Here is a 16,803-nt window from a genome sequence, read left to right on the forward strand (position 1 = left end):
TTTTTTTCATTATACATACATGCCAAATAAAATAACAAAATCTCAGACGGCTGTTAGCCAAAGATTTTTAGGCAGCTGCTTTTTTAAGCGTATGTAAAAAAACCCTCTTGTTTTTACATTAAATCAAGAGAGTTCTAATTAAAAATTAAATTCTTATATACATATTATTGATTAATTTCTATATCCACATGAAAAATCTTCTCCAGGATTTATATCTAATACAACACGTTCGGGTTCAACAAGCGCAACTTCATGTCGACATTTCCACTTACTATTTTCCGTAATTCCTTCTATGGTGTCTATTTCTTCAAGAACATCGCTATTTTCAAAAATGTAATATCCATAAGAATATAAAATATTCGATATTTCGCCTGGATCTAAATTTTTAAAATGGCATTGTAAATCACATAAACCTACTGCTGATAATCCTAATGTATCCATTACATACTCATTCTCATTATTTTCAATGTTAAATAATCTTACATTTAATATACCAATTAAAACATCATAATCATCATTTAGAGGATTGTTTTTTAAATACTCTTCCCTACTTATTACTTGTTCAGTAATATTAAAATGAATGCCTTCACATGGAATTAATTCAACTATAGAATAAAGAGTTTTTTGAAAAAGTTCTATTCTTTCAGCATAATTTAATCCTATAGCCATTATATCTGTAACCAAAACTCTAACCTTACATTTTTCAAATTCTTCTTTATTCACATAGTCAAATGATTGTCCTAATGATTTTCTCAATTTATTAATTTCAGGCTTTTCTTCAATGACGCTAATAACAATTCCAACAGGCGCATTTACATTTTTATATTCTAATATATGATCCATAAATGCAAATGAAATATTGTTATCTCTATTAGATGTAACTTTAACATTTTTAAAATACTTTTGTATATTTCTTAGTAATTCATTTTCCAGAATAGCAGGCTTTTCTTTCATCAAAAGTTCAACACTATATATTTCTGAAAAAGCATCAGCTACATTTTCTACCTTTCCATTTTTACTTACTTCATATCTTTTCATTCTATACCAACCCTCTTTCTTATTTTTAATTTTAATTGAAATAAATTCTTTATTCTTTGCTCCAAATAAAAAAGCTGCCTCAAAACATAATTAATTTTGAGACAGCTTTGTCTATGTAAATATTCATTAATTATAACACACTATATATAAATTTAATATACATTCACTTAAAATGTATGTATTATTATAATTATTTTTACATTTTCATTTAATTTGAAAATTAATTCATACACAAATGGTTTGGTAAATCCATAATATTATTAATAGTATAGATATATTTAAGGAGAAAGCTATGCCCTTAAAATACAAGAACCACATAGACTTTGATAAATTACCCAAAAATTTTCCTCCACAACATCAGGATTGTCAACCAGGAATTGAAGCACGTATGGATCCACCGCCTATATTTGATAATCCTGATTATAAAGGAAGTGATAAATTAAAAGGTAAAGTAGCACTAATCACAGGCGGTGATAGTGGAATCGGAAGAGCCGTAGCTATTGCTTTCGCTAAAGAGGGAGCTGATATAGTAATTTCATATTTATATGAACATCAAGATGCAATAAAAACCAAGCAATATGTTGAAAAATATGGCAGACACTGTCTTCTCATGCCTGGTGATATTTCCTACAAAGATTTCTGCAAAAAACTAGTCGAATGTACAATTGAAAAACTAGGCAAGATTGATATTCTAATAAACAATGCTGGTGTTCAATTTCCTCAAGATAGCATAGAAGAAATATCATCTTCCCAATTAAAAACAACATATTCAATTAATATATTTCCAATGTTTTATCTTACTCAAGCAGCATTACCACACATGAAACGAGGAAGTACAATTGTAAATACTGCCTCTGTCACAGCTTATCAAGGTAATAAAACTTTGATTGATTATTCTTCAACCAAGGGTGCAATTGTAACCTTCACTCGTTCTCTTTCCCAATCCATAGTAACCAAAGGAATTAGAGTTAATGCTGTAGCTCCAGGCCCTATTTGGACGCCACTTATAGTATCAAGCTTTTCTGCTGAAGAAGTTGCTAAATTTGGATCTGACGTTCCTATGAAAAGAGCTGGCCAACCTTTCGAATTGGCTCCAGCATATGTATATCTTGCATCTAATGACTCCTCCTATGTTACTGGACAAGTACTTCATGTAAATGGTGGAACTATGGTTGATAGTTAGAATAAATTTAACAACCGGATATATTCTTTAGGGCACAATAAATTAGGGCTTTTTAACAAGCCCTTACTTATTGTCTATAAATTCAATCTTCCAATTAAAGTATCCACTCTCCTCATTTTTCTCATATTTGAAATATGCCGAAAATGTATTACCTTTTTTACTCTTAAGATTTCTAAATCCTACTTTTCCATTCTTAAGCAGAAGTTCAACCATTTCTTTAGATATTTTCTTACCGAAAGATGCTATATATCTATCATCTTTCCAAATCGTATATTTGCATCCATTTTTCCAGTTACTGCATCCAAAACTCTTTTCACCTTCAATTACTGGATTTCCACAGACTGGACATGGTCCTATATTCTCACTATCTTTAGGTATTTCTACTTTAAATCTTGATAATGCAGCATCATCTTTTTTTATCAATTCTACGGATTGGATTGTGAAATCTGTTATAAGTTTAATAAATTCACTTTTAGCAAACTTTCCTTTCTCTATATCTGAAAGAGTTTTCTCTAATCTACCTGTATACTCCAAGTCAAATAATTCTTTTACTGGAAAAGTCTCAATCAAATTTCTCCCAAGCTCTGTACACATAAGATTTTTACCTTTTGTCTTTAGGTATCCTATATCCTTTAATTTCTTTATTGTTTCTGCTCTAGTCGCTGGAGTTCCTATGCTAAACCCACTTAAAATTGCCTGCATCATTTCTTCTGAGTCTTCATCTTTTCCTTCAATACCTTTTCCGCAAGTCTCCATTACTCTAAGTAATGTTTTTTCAGTGTGATACTTAGGTGGCTTCTTAGTAACAGAATTCACTTTAGAGTCTACAATATCTACAGTTTCATCTATTTCAATTTTTGGTAGAATTACATCTTTACTTTCTATTTTCTCTACTACTTTCCATCCCTCTACAAGCTTTACTTTTCCTTTCGAGACAAAAATTCCATTCATTTCTGAAACATTAGCTTTTAATGTAACTTTCGTTTCTTCAAATTCAGCTATAGGCATAAACTGCATTATAAATCTATTTTTAATAGCATCATATACTATTTTTTCATCAGCTGATAAACCTGATGGCTTTATATATGTTGGTGTTATAGCACTGTGACTCTCAACCTTCGAGCTATCAAAAATTCTTTTGGATGTACTAAATTTAATATCTTTTTCATATGGCAATCCAGCTTTTAATGTATTTAAAACTTTTTTCGCTCTATCCTTTAAACTTTCTTCTAAAACCACACTTGCCGTTCTTGGATAGGTAGTAAGCTTCTTTTCATAAAGAGACTGTGCAACTTTAAGAACTTTATCTGATGTCCATCCCTTATATTTACTAGTTATATGTCCTTGCAGATTAGATAAATTAAATAAGTATGGTGGATATTCTTTTTTTAATTCTGTCTGCTTATCAATAATCTTAGCAGTTGCTCCTTCAAGCCTTGAAATAAATTTATCCAAATCTTCCTTTTTCTCAAACTTTTCAGAATCATTCTCATAATAAAGTCCCTCAAATTCTTCATTGGCTGAAGTTTTGAAGTTTGACACTAGCTTATAATAAGTTGTTGCTGTAAAATTCTCTATTTCTTTATCTCTATCATAAATAATCTTTAAAGTTGGAAGAAGCACTCTTCCTATATTAATAGTCTTGTTTTCTTCAAATTTATATTTCAGTGTACTTACAGAAGTTAAATTAATCCCAATTATCCAGTCACTCCACTGTCTTCCTATTCCAGCATCTTGCAGTGGCTGCATTTCCTTATTATCTTTTAGTGATTCCATTCCGCTTTTAACTTCATCAGGTGTCCACTCGTTTAAAAGTAATCTATATATAGGCTTTTTCACCTTAAAATAGCCAAACAATTCATCAGCTATAACCTGCCCTTCCCGATCGAAGTCAGTAGCTGATACAATGCCATCAACATCTTCTTTATCAATTAATGATTTTATTATTCCAAGCTGTTTCTTTGCACCCTTATCTTCAACAGTTCTGTCTACACTATCACATTTAACCTTATATAAAAAATGCTCTGGAATGAAAGGAAATTTCTCAAACCTCCACCCCTTCATATTTTCATCATAGTCTTTTGCATCATATAATTGTAAAAGATGACCAAACGCCCACGTTATGTAATAGCCATTTCCTTCAAAATAACCATCTCTTCTAGTTTTTACATTAAATGCATCTGCAATATTTTTAGCAACAGATGGTTTTTCCGCAATAATAACTTTTGCCATGATATATTTTATTATCCTCCTTTAAGCACAATTAAAAAAATAATGGACCATCATATCTGCATGTTCTGCACTTTAGGTCTATTATTTCCTTTCAGGTGCCTTAGTTATTACTTGTAGCACTTATATATATTAACACTAATCAAAAAATAAAACCAGCTGAAGTTCTTTATGTAAATATCAGGTATCAAAAATAGACAAATACTCTCATATTAATTATTTCCTTTACATATTAAAAGAAGGTATAAATGAACAAATCATTTATACCTTGCATCTAAATTATTCAAGCTTTTCTAACTCATAATATTTTAACTTATTCTTTTCTTTCAATACACAATGCTTTATCTGCTTCTTTAAGCATGTTTTCTATAACTTCCATTGAAGAATATCCTAATTTATTATTAAATATTTCTGTACCGCATACTAAAAACTCGCTTCCCAATTTAATGGCTGACTTTATAGTTTCAGTAGTAATTCCACCTTGCATCTGCACTGTTCCATCAAAGTTTCTAGTAAAATAATTAATGTAATCTGCTATTTCTTTCGAATTCAACATCCCAAATGAATTACTTGAACGTGCACCTGTAGCCTCCACTTGAAATGTTAACATTCCAATCTTATCTTGAAATGGCAATATAAATTCCAGTATTTCTTTCTTAGTTTTTGGAATAAATCTATCCGTTCCGACAACCTCAATCACAGGGCTTACGCAAGCTCCCATTTCAATTATCTCATCTATAATTTCCTTTAATTCCTGGCGATCTTTCACTACTTCTAGCTGAAAACATACAGCCCCAACATTTATGTGCTTAATATCTTTTATATGAATCTTAGGATAATCCGTAAGTAAATGTACATTCAAAAATACCTCATATAATCCAGCTATCGTATTTAATCTTTCAAGAAAGCTTATGTTAAAAATGTGAGAATTAAGGCTTGGACCATCACTTCCAAAATTGCTATAATCATCGAAGTTTATATCCACATGTAATGTTTTTATATTACCTTGTTTTAGCAAAATTTCTACTTCTTCAATCACCTTACCTTGAATTGTATCAATATCAAGTGATTCATCTAATTTATCCAGTATAGTAATTAATGCAGGGTTTATTTTTATAACTTTTCCATTTATAACATCTTTTTTGTTATAAAATCTTAATGCCGATGTCCCATAAAAAATTTCCCTATTATTCTTCATTAAAGCCTCCCGCTAATTTAAGCTTTTATTAGTTTATTCTTATAATTTATCCCAACTTTATAATCTTTAAATATCTACTCTATTTCTTTTTTCTCCTCTATTATACGCACTTATATTTTCTAATAAATATGAAAACAACCTACTTCTAGCTTCTTCACTTGCCCACGCTACATGCGGTGTCAAAATCAGCCTATCTTTATTTTTTACTTTTAATAGTGAGTTTTCTACTGGAATAGGTTCCTCTTTAAATACATCCAGAGCTGCACCACCTATTATCTCCTCATCTAAAGCTCTGGCCAAATCTTCATCCACAATTATAGGCCCTCTTCCAACATTAATTAAAACAGCATCCTTTTTCATTTTAGTAAAAGCTTCATAATTTAATAATCCTTCAGTTTTTTCATTTAAAGGAGCATGTATTGAAATAATATCACATTGCTTTAACAAAGACTCAAACTCCACTCTTGCAAAATCTGAATCTGAATTTTTTCCTGAAGTTGAATAGTATACTACTCTTGCACCAAAAGCTTGAGCTATTCTAGCTACTCTTTTTCCAATGGCTCCAAGTCCAATTATTCCCCATATCTTACCACATAAATCTTTATATGGTGCTTCTAAATTTGTGAACATATCATATCTTGAGTACTCTCCAGATTTAACAAAGTTATCAAAATAACTTATATTATCGTATAAATGAAGTAACATAGCAAAAGTATGTTGAGCTACAGTCGTAGTAGAATATCCTCTTACATTAGTTACCGCAATATTTCTTTCTTTAGCATATTCTATATCTATATTGTTATATCCTGTAGCCATTTCGCATATTAATTCCAATTCGCTCGCATCTTTTAAATTTTCCCTGTTTAACTTAACTTTATTAGTTAAAACAATATTAGCATTTCTAATTCTTCCTGCAACTTCTTCTTCAGATGTCAAATCATAATAAATCACCTGACCAAACTCATTTAATTTAATATAGTCTACATTTCCTAAAGTTCTTCCATCCAATACTACTATTTTCTTCATACTCAATCTCCTTTTCCAACTTTAAAATAATCCTATTTACTCTATAATGATAAAAAAAGAAGTTCCTAAAAATTATGATTTCACTTGCTAACTTTATGAATACACGCCTTATTTTTCTATATTAATAATACCGTAAACAAATTTAAATGTAAACTTATACGTAATTATTTTACACCTCAACCAATTCCGTATTCATGTGTTAAAAATTGATTTTAAGTAATTAAAAATGACTATAATACGTAAAAAAAATAAAGAGTTATGGATATAAAATTTTTCTCTCTCCATAACTCTTAATTATTTTATTTTTAAATCAATAATTATTTAATAGTGGCAGGTTTTATATACCAAATCTCATCTGCATATTGCTTTATAGTTCTATCACTTGAAAATGTTCCTGAACTATATAGATTAGCAAAACATTTTTGAGCCCATTTCTTTTTATCCTTATAATCTTCAAACACTCTTTCTTGAGTCTGCTTAAATGAATCAAAATCTGCAAGTACATAATATTGATCTCTTTCTTCTAACAAAGCATTATATAAATCTTCAAAGTATCCAGTTCTTCCATCATCTAGTGTACCATCGATTAAAGTATCAACTACTCTCTTAATACTTGGATTTTCTCTATAATACCATTTTGGATCATAGTCATGCTTAATTCTTTCAATATCCTCTACTCTAAGTCCAAATATATAGTTATTTTCCTCTCCACTTTCTTGAACAATTTCTATGTTAGCACCATCATAAGTTCCAAATGTTGGAGTAGCATTCAACATAAATTTCATATTGCCTGTCCCTGAAGCTTCTTTCCCAGCCGTTGAAATTTGTTTAGATAAATCTGAACCTGGAAATAGTTTTTGAGCATAAGACACCCTATAATTATGAACAAAAACAACTTTTATTTTCTTAGAAACTTCTGAGTCATTATCTACAAGTCTAGCTATTTCATTTATAAATTTTACAATCCCCTTAGCTCTTCTATATCCTGGGAATGCTTTAGCTCCAAATATAAATGTTGTTTTTGGTATATCTAAATTTGGATTCTCTTTTATTCTGTAATATAAATCTAAAATGTATAAAGCGTTTAATAACTGCCTCTTATATTCATGTAATCTCTTAATCTGAATATCAAAGAATGAATCTGGATCTATATTAATTCCCTCTTCTTGTTTAATATAATCTGCTAGTTGAACTTTCTTCTCATGCTTAATTTCCATAAGTCTCTCAAGCACTGCATCATCATCTTTAAATTTCTCTAGACCCTTAAGAAGCTCTAAATTTTTAATCCAATCTTCACTTTCTAACAAATCTGTAATAAGCTCGGATAATTCTGCATTGCAGAGCCTAAGCCATCTTCTTGGTGTAATTCCATTAGTTTTGTTTTGAAATTTATTTGGATATAAATGATACCAGTGATTTAATTCATTCTTCTTTAAAATTTCTGTATGAAGTGCTGCAACACCATTTACAGCTCTCCCAACAAATATGGCTAAATTGGCCATTCTCATCTGATTATTTGCAATAATTCTAAAATTCCATATTGCGCCTTCGTCATATCCTTTTTGTCTTAGCTCATTCATTAATGCTTCATCAACTTGATATGCAATTTGAAGTATTCTTGGGAATAATCTTTCTATTAATCTTATATCCCACTTTTCTAGTGCCTCAGCAAGTATTGTATGATTTGTATATCCAAAAAATTCTTTAGCTATTGATAACGCTTCCGAAAATTCTACATACTCTTCATCAACCAATATTCTTATAAATTCAAGGATTGATATTGTTGGGTGAGTATCATTTAATTGTGCTACATTGTATTTTACAAATTCAGAAAAATCTGCTCCAAATTTAGCCTTATGTTTTTTTAGTATATCTTTCATAGACGCACTTGAGAAGAAATATTGTTGCCTAAGCCTTAATATCTTTCCTGCCTCTGCTGTATCATTTGGATATAATACTCTTGATATATCCTCTGCTTTATTTCTTGCTGATACAGCTTCAATATATTGTTGGTTATTGAATAGATTGAAGTCAAATTCTCTTAAAGCCTCACATTGCCATAATCTTAAAGTATTTATATTTTTAGTTCCATAACCAATTATAGGTACATCATAAGGAACTGCTTTTACTGTCATATCTGAATATCTAATTATTTGAATTTCATCATCTTTTCTAACACTCCATGAATCCCCATACTTTAACCATGTATCTTCACATTCAGTTTGAAACCCATTTTCAATGTTTTGTTTAAATAACCCATTGCTATATCTTATTCCATATCCAACTAAGGGCATGTTTAATGTCGCTGCAGATTCCACAAAACATGCTGCAAGTCTTCCAAGCCCACCATTACCAAGTCCTGCATCTTCTTCTATTTCTTCGATTCTATTTAAGTCTATATTTAACTCTTTTAAAACATCCTTAACTTCATCGTATAAACCTAAATTCATTAAATTATTACCTAGAGCTCTTCCCATTAAATATTCTGCTGATAAATAATATGCCATTCTTCCTTTGTTATAAGTTTCACTTGTTTCATTCCAATTATCAATTATCTCCTCCAAAATAGTTAATGAAAGCGCATTAAAAATTTCATAATCCTGAGCATCCTTCAACTTTACTGCATGTTTTACTTTTAAATATCTTTCTATACCATCTCTTATTCTTTGTTTATCCACACTTACTCACACCTTCCATAAATTCTAGTTAATCTATATATTTTATTTGCTAACTCATTAGTAAAAACACCGTCTTTTGCTCTCCATGTCCAATTTTCTCCAATAGTAGACGGTAAATTTATTCTAGTTTCATTTCCAAGATTTAAGAAGTCTTGCATAAGTGCAATAGATGTATCTGCAACACTGCTCCATATTCCTCTTATAAATCCCCAATTATACCCTTCTTTTTCTGTAAGATTTAAATATTCAACTGCATTCTCAACTTCATTCTTACTTCCTGTCGTTTGAATCCAACCTTTTATAGTATCATTATCATGAGTCCCAGTATATGCCACGCAATTTCTTTCATAATTATGCGGTAGATATGGATTTTCACAATCACCTGAAAAGGCAAATGCTAATACTTTCATACCTGGAAAACCAGTCTCTATTCTAAATTTTATAGTATCTTCAGTTAATAGACCTAGATCCTCAGCTATAATCTCTATATCTCCAAGTTCTTTTCTTATTGCATTAAATAATTTCATTTCTGGTCCTTTTACCCATTCTCCATTTACAGCTGTTCTCTCTCCATAAGGTATAGACCAGTATGCCTCAAAGCCTCTGAAATGATCGATTCTTATTACATCATAAAGCTTTAAGCTCTGCATGATTCTATTTATCCACCATTTATAGTTTTCTCCTTCTAAATACTCCCAATTATAAATAGGATTTCCCCAAAGCTGCCCAGTTGAAGAAAATGCGTCAGGTGGGCAGCCTGAAATTTTTATTGGAGTTAACGTTTCTTCATCTACTAAAAATACTTTTGGATTACTCCACAAATCTGCGCTATCCTCTGCAACATATATGGGTATATCACCTATAATTTTAATTCCCAATTCATTAACATAATTTTTCAAGTTTGTCCATTGTTTAAAAAATTCGTATTGGACAAATTTCCAGTATTGAATTTCATCTTTAAGTTCTTCTTTATAGTTCTTTAAAACATCATTTTTCCTTAATTTAATATCAGCATCCCATGTTTGAAAACTTTTTAGGTCAAACTTATTCTTTAAGGCCATAAATGTAGCATAGTCATCAAGCCACATATCTTCTTCTTTTTCAAAATTCTTAAAATCCTCAGATTGTTTCTGCTTAAAATTTTCATATGCCAATTTTAATACTTTCAATTTTTCTTTAAATAACAATTCATAATTTATACGCTCTGGATTATCACCAAAATTTATTTCATCATAATCGGACTTTCTTATCAAATTTTCAGACTCTAAAATATCAAAATCAATAAAATAAGGATTTCCAGCAAATGCCGAAAATGACTGGTATGGTGAATCCCCATAACTAGTCTGTCCTAAGGGAAGTATCTGCCAAAAACTTTGACCCGCTTTCTTCAAAAAATCCGCAAATTCATATGCCTCTTTTCCAAATGTTCCAATTCCATATCTACCTGGCAAAGATGCAATATGCATAATGATTCCACTACCTCTTTTCATTCTCATTCCTCCACCCTCTAGGAATATATATAATAACTTAAAGTATTATATATATTATTTTCCTTTTCAATATTCTTTAGATATCAATAACCATTACTTTAACAAATCGAAGCATGAATCCCTCTCAATTAACTTAGTTTCTAATAATATGTGTTGGTTTTCTTTTTTTTCATTAATCTGAGATATCAATAAATTTATACTCATAGTTGCCATTAGCTTGTCCGGTTGTTTTACTGTTGTTATACTAGGATTATAATATTCACTTTCATCCATGCCATCAAATCCGATTATTGATATATCCTCAGGAATTTTTAACCCACTATCAAGAATTGCTTTAGCAGCACCTATAGCCATAATATCTGAAAGAGCAAAAAATGCAGTGATATCATTTCTTCTTTTTAATAATTCCAGTGTTTCATTATATGCGCCTCTGCTTGAATATTCACCAACAATAATTAACTCATCATCAATTTTTATTTTACTTTTTTCTAATGCTTCCCTATATCCTTGCATTCTTAATATGCTTACGCCTATATCATCAGCTTCTCCTAAAATTAATGCTATTTTTTTATGACCTTTTTCTATCAGATATGAGGTTGCATCATATGAACTTTTAACATTATCTATACCAACCGATGAATAATATTCCTTGCCTTGTTTTGAAACAGTATTGACAGAAGTTAGTACTATAGGGACATTTATTTCTTTAAAACAGTCATCTGTAATATCAGCAAAATTACCGCCTAAGCAGATAATTCCTTGTAATTTCTTTTCTTTTATAAAAGCTATTAAAGTTTCAACCTCTTGGTCATTCTTATAATCATTTTGATGCAATATCATTGTATATCCATTTTCATTTATTATATTTCCTATGACATTAATCATTTGAGAAAAAAATGGATTGAATACGCCTTTTACTAAAACTCCTATATTTTTTGTGTTTTGTTGTTTTAGTATTCTAGCACTATTATTAGGTATATAATTGCTTTCTTTTATTACTTCCAAAATCTTTTGTCTTGTACTTTCTTTAACATCAGGATGATTATTTAATACTCTTGAAACAGTGCTGACTCCAACCTGTGCTAATTTTGCTATATCCTTTATATTCATATTTATCTCCTGCATCACTATTAAATTATAATAGTTCGGTATCGTTACCTTAATTTCCTGTTAATTCAAAAATCTTGATTAAATAGATATTTAAGCACACAATATTATATTCGTTTTATTCGTAATCATGTTTATATAACAATTCAGTTATTTAATTAACTTTAATAACATTTTAACAAACGCGGAATATTTATACAATAAATTCCTGAAATTATATTATATTTTCTTAATTTTCTATTTATGATTACATAATGGCTGTCTTATTAAGTATTTTTTTGTAATTACGATACTTATAAACCAACAATTTTTTTATTTATTCTTACTTGTTTATATTTATATAACTAAAAATAAAAAATCTTATCTGAAGATTACTTTTAACGATCTTCAGATAAGATTTCTAGCTATATCTATTAAATTTTATTCTTTTGAATCCAAATAAAGAAGGCTATCTTGAATAATGCAGCATCATTAAATTTCCTTATATCGTAACCTGTGTATTTTTGTATCTTATCTAATCTATAAATTAGAGTATTTCGGTGAACATACAATCCTTTTGAAGCTTCACTTAAATTTAAGTCCGATTTAAAGAAAACCTCTATAGTTTTTAACATATCTTCATCTAACTTCGAAAAACTTTCATTAAAGTTATTTAGTATTTTTTCCTTAATATCCTGATTTAAATTATCCATAACTTCTTCAAATAAAAGGCTGTTACATCCAAATACCATTTGAGATACATTATACTTTTTAGCTAAATTAATTTTATACATATTTTCATTATATAACTTGTTCAATAATTCATAATCCCCAATATGACAATAACTTATATAACACTTTTCGTAAAGTGAGAAGTATATTGTTTCACTTATACTAGATACATGCTCCTTTATATCTTCAAAAATTCCAATTAAAATGATTGTATCTTCAAATATAAGAATGGTTACATCATTATTATTATAAACATTTTTTAACGCCTCTAATGCCTCTGTTACTTTTTCTTTTAAATTTAAAGTAATTAAAAATGTTTCTTCTTTTATTGGCGGCATAATTTCCTTAATCTTTTCCTTAGATATACTTAAGCCTTGTAATAACTCAGAAACTATTTTTTCTTTTTTGTTATAACTATCTTTATACCTATCTTTGATACAAAATACTAATATTCTTATGAAATCCTTGCGGTCCCCTTCTGTTTTTATTTTGAAACTTTTGGGTCCAATAAAAAATGTATCTTCAAGTATATTTTCGCTAAAAGAATTAGGATTAGCCTTAAATATAATTTCATCGTCCACATAAACTTCAAATGGTATTTCACAATCTTCATATATTTCTTGTAAATATTTCACTAATCCCTTCATTCCCTCACCTCAATTGTCACTAATTTAATACTAGCAAATTCTCAACTCTGTTTCTTTATCAAAAACATGAATATTTTCATGTTCTACATATAATTTAATCTTGTCTTTAGGTTCTGCTTTAGTACTTCCATCAACTCTTGCAGTCATATTATTATTTCCTGACTTAAAGTAAATGTAACTTTCAGCACCCATACGTTCAACAACTTCTACATCTCCAGTTAAAGTTGCTGCAGGGTTATTTTCAATTATTTGAGCATTATCATCTAAATGCTCAGGTCTTATACCAAATACTACTTCCTTATTAACATATCCTTTTTCTTTTAATACTTTAGCTTTTTCTTCTGGCAATAATATATTATTTTCATCAAATTTACAATATAACTTTCCTTCCTTTTCACTTACAATACCATTTATTAAATTCATTTGAGGACTTCCTATAAAGCTTGCAACAAATAAATTATTTGGCGTATTGTATATGTTAAGAGGAGTATCAACTTGTTGTATTACACCGTCCTTCATTACAACAATTCTAGTTCCCATTGTCAAAGCTTCAACCTGATCATGAGTAACGTATATAAATGTTGTTCCTAAACTTTGATAAAGCTTTGATATTTCTGTTCTCATTTGAACTCTTAATTTTGCATCAAGATTTGATAAAGGCTCATCCATTAAGAATACCTTTGGTTCTCTAACAATAGCACGTCCTAATGCAACTCTTTGTCTTTGACCTCCTGATAAAGCCTTTGGCTTTCTGTCTAGCAAATGTTCAATATCTAATCTCTTTGCTGCTTCTCTAACTTTCTTATCTATTTCATCTTTAGGTGCTTTTCTTAACTTCAAAGCAAATGCCATGTTATCATACACTGTCATATGTGGATATAATGCATAGTTTTGGAAAACCATTGCTATATCTCTTTCTTTTGGTTCTACATCATTAACTAATTTTCCACCTATATATAATTCACCTTTAGATATTTCTTCAAGTCCTGCAATCATTCTTAAAGTTGTAGATTTACCACAACCTGATGGCCCTACAAAAACTATAAATTCTTTATCTTCAATTTCTAGATTGAAATCTTTTACTGCAGTTACATCCCCTTCATAAATTTTATAAATATGTCTTAGTGACAAATCTGCCATATTTATTTCCTCCCTTTTCTGCTTTAATTATCTCAATTTATATTTTATTTAATGTTTTCTGTATATTCATTTTACTATATGTAATCCTTTATATTCTATATTGAGAATTTACAAAACTCTCTTGTCTTTTTTGTGAAATAATATAAAAGGATAATAAAAAAGCATATACTAATCAAAACTAGATATATGCTTTGCTTATAATATTTTAATGTTTATATACAACACTTCGATTAAGGAGTAAGATTATGTTACAATCCCTTAAATAAAAGCTTATTTATAATATCCATTAAATGATTTAGGATATTTTTCTCTATCCCAAGTATAATTATTTTCAATTAAAGTACTATCTCCAACTAAAAAGTACTTATTCTTATAACTTGAATCATTGTTAGTAACATCTATATGATACCAATTACCTTGAATTTTTACAGCATTCCATGAATGAGAAACATCCTTAATTTTCCCGACTACAATTCTATTTTCTATTCCTGCATAGTTAAACATTCTATAAGCAGTCATTGCATACCCCTGGCATACAGCTAATGAGGTGGTCAATGCAGAATAAACACTTGTAGATTTTAGAGTATAATCATATTCGTATCTATTTATAATATACTCATTTATAGCCTGTACTTTTTCTAACTCTGACATATCCTTATTAATTAAAGAATTAGTAATTCTCTTTAATTCATTATCTACATAATTTTCCTGTTCCTTAGTTGTCAGATATTTTACATCTAAAGTTGTCTCTATACCATTTTCAGTCACCTTTGCTTTAGGCTTTATCTCTAGCCAAGATCTCTCTAAGTAATCATCTTTTGAATATGCATCCTTAATACAATTACTTATATTCTCTTCAAATTCCGACCTTGCCCCTGTATATAAAATAGTAAAATCAGTATCTCTATTTTCGAGATGATTATAAATATGATTTTCCATACTCTTCATATTATTAACTTCATCATACGCAAATGCAGTTACAGTTATAGCTTGTATAATAACGACTGCTATCATTATTGTTTTGAAAAACTTTTCCATAATTAATATGTTCCCCCATGTCATTTCAACACTTTCAATTTCATCATATGTAGACCAAACTCGCTTGCGACTCTGACGCTTGAGATTTTTTACTCATCTGCCTTTTTAAGCATATGTGAGAGAAATCTGCCACGCGAATATATTTTCCTTTTGAACGTAAATTTTAAATCAATCTTTTTCATAATTTATACTCACAAAAGGCACAATATTAGCAGATTGTCTAATACCATGACTTTCTAGAGAGTAACAAATAAGTTATCATTACTTCTATTGTACTTACTTTATTCATTTTGTAAATATAAATTAATACTTTATTTATATTTTGTTTATAAATTGTTGACTTTTCCCTATTTTTCTTCCATTTATGCACAATTGACAATCTTTATTTATACATATATATTATAAGTTATATATATGCTAAGGGAGGTATACAAATTATGAACAAACCAATTATAGGCATAAATTCAAACAGAGTTATTAAACATGAAACTCAATATTCGCACTCAGTTGTAGAATCACTTGGCAATGATTATGTTGAATCCGTAATTAAAGCAGGCGGTGTTCCAATTATACTTCCTATTCTTTCTGATGAAGAATCCATTAGAAGACAAGTCGAACTACTTGACGGCATCGTTCTTTCTGGTGGAATAGATATAAATCCTTTATTATATAATGAAGAACCATCGCCTAAATTAGGTTATATTTACCCTGATAAAGATGAGTTTGATCTTGCACTTGTAAAAATAGCTTATGAACTTAATAAACCTATTTTAGCAATTTGTAGAGGTCATCAAATTCTAAATGTAGCTTTTGGCGGCACATTATATCAAGATTTATCTGATATGAGTGGTTGTTATATAAAACATCATCAACAAACAAAAGATGGAGCGGCTAGCCATACTTTAGAAATTATTGAGGGCTCAATTTTATATGAGATCTTGGGAAATACTGCACTAATTAATTCCTTTCATCATCAAGCAATTAAAGATTTAGCTCCTGGTTTTAAAGTTACGGCTTACTCTAAGGATAAAGTGATTGAGGCTATTGAGAGTTGTGAGAAAAATTTTGTTGTTGGTGTGCAATTTCATCCTGAAATTATGACTGCTTATAACGATAAAAATATGCTTAAACTTTTTGAAGCTTTTATAAATGCTTCATATAAAAATAATTCATTAGATCATAAAAAATAATTTAAAATCCCTAAATTCAAGTTGCCTTATGCAATTAAATCTTTGTATACTTGCCTTTCATAAGATTTACTTTAGGGATTCTAAATTATCTAAAATATAAAAGAATGTGCCTATATTATACTATAAAT

At 29.3% G+C, this 16,803-nt stretch carries 12 protein-coding genes; 2 read left to right on the forward strand and 10 right to left on the reverse strand.

The window, feature by feature from the left end:
* Positions 1-171: 171 nt before the first annotated feature.
* Positions 172-1,038: a DUF4261 domain-containing protein gene (locus tag L3B96_RS09005; RefSeq protein WP_238860447.1), complete on the reverse strand. Its 867-nt coding sequence runs from the start codon at positions 1,036-1,038 to the stop codon at positions 172-174.
* Between the two features lie 292 nt (positions 1,039-1,330).
* Between L3B96_RS09005 and L3B96_RS09010 the strand changes: the two genes are divergently transcribed.
* Positions 1,331-2,221 (forward strand): SDR family oxidoreductase, encoded by an 891-nt coding sequence (locus tag L3B96_RS09010; RefSeq protein WP_161223055.1) that lies wholly within the window; start codon positions 1,331-1,333, stop codon positions 2,219-2,221.
* A 63-nt stretch (positions 2,222-2,284) separates the two neighbouring features.
* Here the strand turns inward: L3B96_RS09010 and L3B96_RS09015 are convergent, their stop codons facing one another.
* The 9 genes from L3B96_RS09015 to L3B96_RS09055 form a co-directional block, all read right to left on the reverse strand.
* Complete coding sequence (locus L3B96_RS09015) at positions 2,285-4,453, reverse strand: type IA DNA topoisomerase (RefSeq protein ID WP_238860449.1); 2,169 nt, start codon at positions 4,451-4,453, stop codon at positions 2,285-2,287.
* 310 nt (positions 4,454-4,763) lie between these two features.
* Positions 4,764-5,648, reverse strand: a complete 885-nt coding sequence (locus L3B96_RS09020) for a hypothetical protein (RefSeq protein ID WP_171788790.1) — start codon at positions 5,646-5,648, stop codon at positions 4,764-4,766.
* Between the two features lie 66 nt (positions 5,649-5,714).
* Positions 5,715-6,674: a D-2-hydroxyacid dehydrogenase gene (locus L3B96_RS09025; protein WP_238860451.1), complete on the reverse strand. Its 960-nt coding sequence runs from the start codon at positions 6,672-6,674 to the stop codon at positions 5,715-5,717.
* A gap of 317 nt (positions 6,675-6,991) precedes the next feature.
* On the reverse strand, positions 6,992-9,352 hold the full coding sequence (locus tag L3B96_RS09030; protein WP_238860453.1) for a glycogen/starch/alpha-glucan phosphorylase: 2,361 nt from the start codon (positions 9,350-9,352) through the stop codon (positions 6,992-6,994).
* Positions 9,353-9,354: 2 nt separating this feature from the next.
* Entirely contained in the window at positions 9,355-10,842 is a 1,488-nt protein-coding gene (malQ, locus tag L3B96_RS09035; RefSeq protein ID WP_238860456.1) for a 4-alpha-glucanotransferase, read from the reverse strand.
* 93 nt (positions 10,843-10,935) lie between these two features.
* Positions 10,936-11,952 (reverse strand): LacI family DNA-binding transcriptional regulator, encoded by a 1,017-nt coding sequence (locus tag L3B96_RS09040; RefSeq protein ID WP_238860457.1) that lies wholly within the window; start codon positions 11,950-11,952, stop codon positions 10,936-10,938.
* Positions 11,953-12,362: 410 nt separating this feature from the next.
* Positions 12,363-13,307 (reverse strand): helix-turn-helix domain-containing protein, encoded by a 945-nt coding sequence (locus L3B96_RS09045; RefSeq protein ID WP_238860459.1) that lies wholly within the window; start codon positions 13,305-13,307, stop codon positions 12,363-12,365.
* A 30-nt stretch (positions 13,308-13,337) separates the two neighbouring features.
* Positions 13,338-14,447, reverse strand: a complete 1,110-nt coding sequence (gene ugpC / locus L3B96_RS09050; protein WP_011968204.1) for a sn-glycerol-3-phosphate ABC transporter ATP-binding protein UgpC — start codon at positions 14,445-14,447, stop codon at positions 13,338-13,340.
* Between the two features lie 270 nt (positions 14,448-14,717).
* Positions 14,718-15,485, reverse strand: a complete 768-nt coding sequence (locus tag L3B96_RS09055; RefSeq protein ID WP_238860461.1) for a transglutaminase-like domain-containing protein — start codon at positions 15,483-15,485, stop codon at positions 14,718-14,720.
* 437 nt (positions 15,486-15,922) lie between these two features.
* Here L3B96_RS09055 and L3B96_RS09060 point away from each other — a divergent pair, with 437 nt between their 5' ends.
* Positions 15,923-16,675, forward strand: a complete 753-nt coding sequence (locus L3B96_RS09060) for a gamma-glutamyl-gamma-aminobutyrate hydrolase family protein (protein ID WP_023973994.1) — start codon at positions 15,923-15,925, stop codon at positions 16,673-16,675.
* The last annotated feature ends 128 nt before the right edge of the window (positions 16,676-16,803 follow it).

The organism is Clostridium sp. YIM B02569, assembly GCF_022320765.1.
Classification (GTDB): Bacteria; Bacillota; Clostridia; order Clostridiales; family Clostridiaceae; genus Clostridium; species Clostridium beijerinckii.

Coding starts and splice junctions, on each gene's coding strand:
- L3B96_RS09005 (WP_238860447.1), bottom strand. CDS start 1,038: ATGAAAAGATATGAAGTAAGTAAAAATGGAAAGGTAGAAAATGTAGCT.
- L3B96_RS09010 (WP_161223055.1), top strand. CDS start 1,331: ATGCCCTTAAAATACAAGAACCACATAGACTTTGATAAATTACCCAAA.
- L3B96_RS09015 (WP_238860449.1), bottom strand. CDS start 4,453: ATGGCAAAAGTTATTATTGCGGAAAAACCATCTGTTGCTAAAAATATT.
- L3B96_RS09020 (WP_171788790.1), bottom strand. CDS start 5,648: ATGAAGAATAATAGGGAAATTTTTTATGGGACATCGGCATTAAGATTT.
- L3B96_RS09025 (WP_238860451.1), bottom strand. CDS start 6,674: ATGAAGAAAATAGTAGTATTGGATGGAAGAACTTTAGGAAATGTAGAC.
- malQ (WP_238860456.1), bottom strand. CDS start 10,842: ATGAAAAGAGGTAGTGGAATCATTATGCATATTGCATCTTTGCCAGGT.
- L3B96_RS09040 (WP_238860457.1), bottom strand. CDS start 11,952: ATGAATATAAAGGATATAGCAAAATTAGCACAGGTTGGAGTCAGCACT.
- L3B96_RS09045 (WP_238860459.1), bottom strand. CDS start 13,307: ATGAAGGGATTAGTGAAATATTTACAAGAAATATATGAAGATTGTGAA.
- ugpC (WP_011968204.1), bottom strand. CDS start 14,447: ATGGCAGATTTGTCACTAAGACATATTTATAAAATTTATGAAGGGGAT.
- L3B96_RS09055 (WP_238860461.1), bottom strand. CDS start 15,485: ATGGAAAAGTTTTTCAAAACAATAATGATAGCAGTCGTTATTATACAA.
- L3B96_RS09060 (WP_023973994.1), top strand. CDS start 15,923: ATGAACAAACCAATTATAGGCATAAATTCAAACAGAGTTATTAAACAT.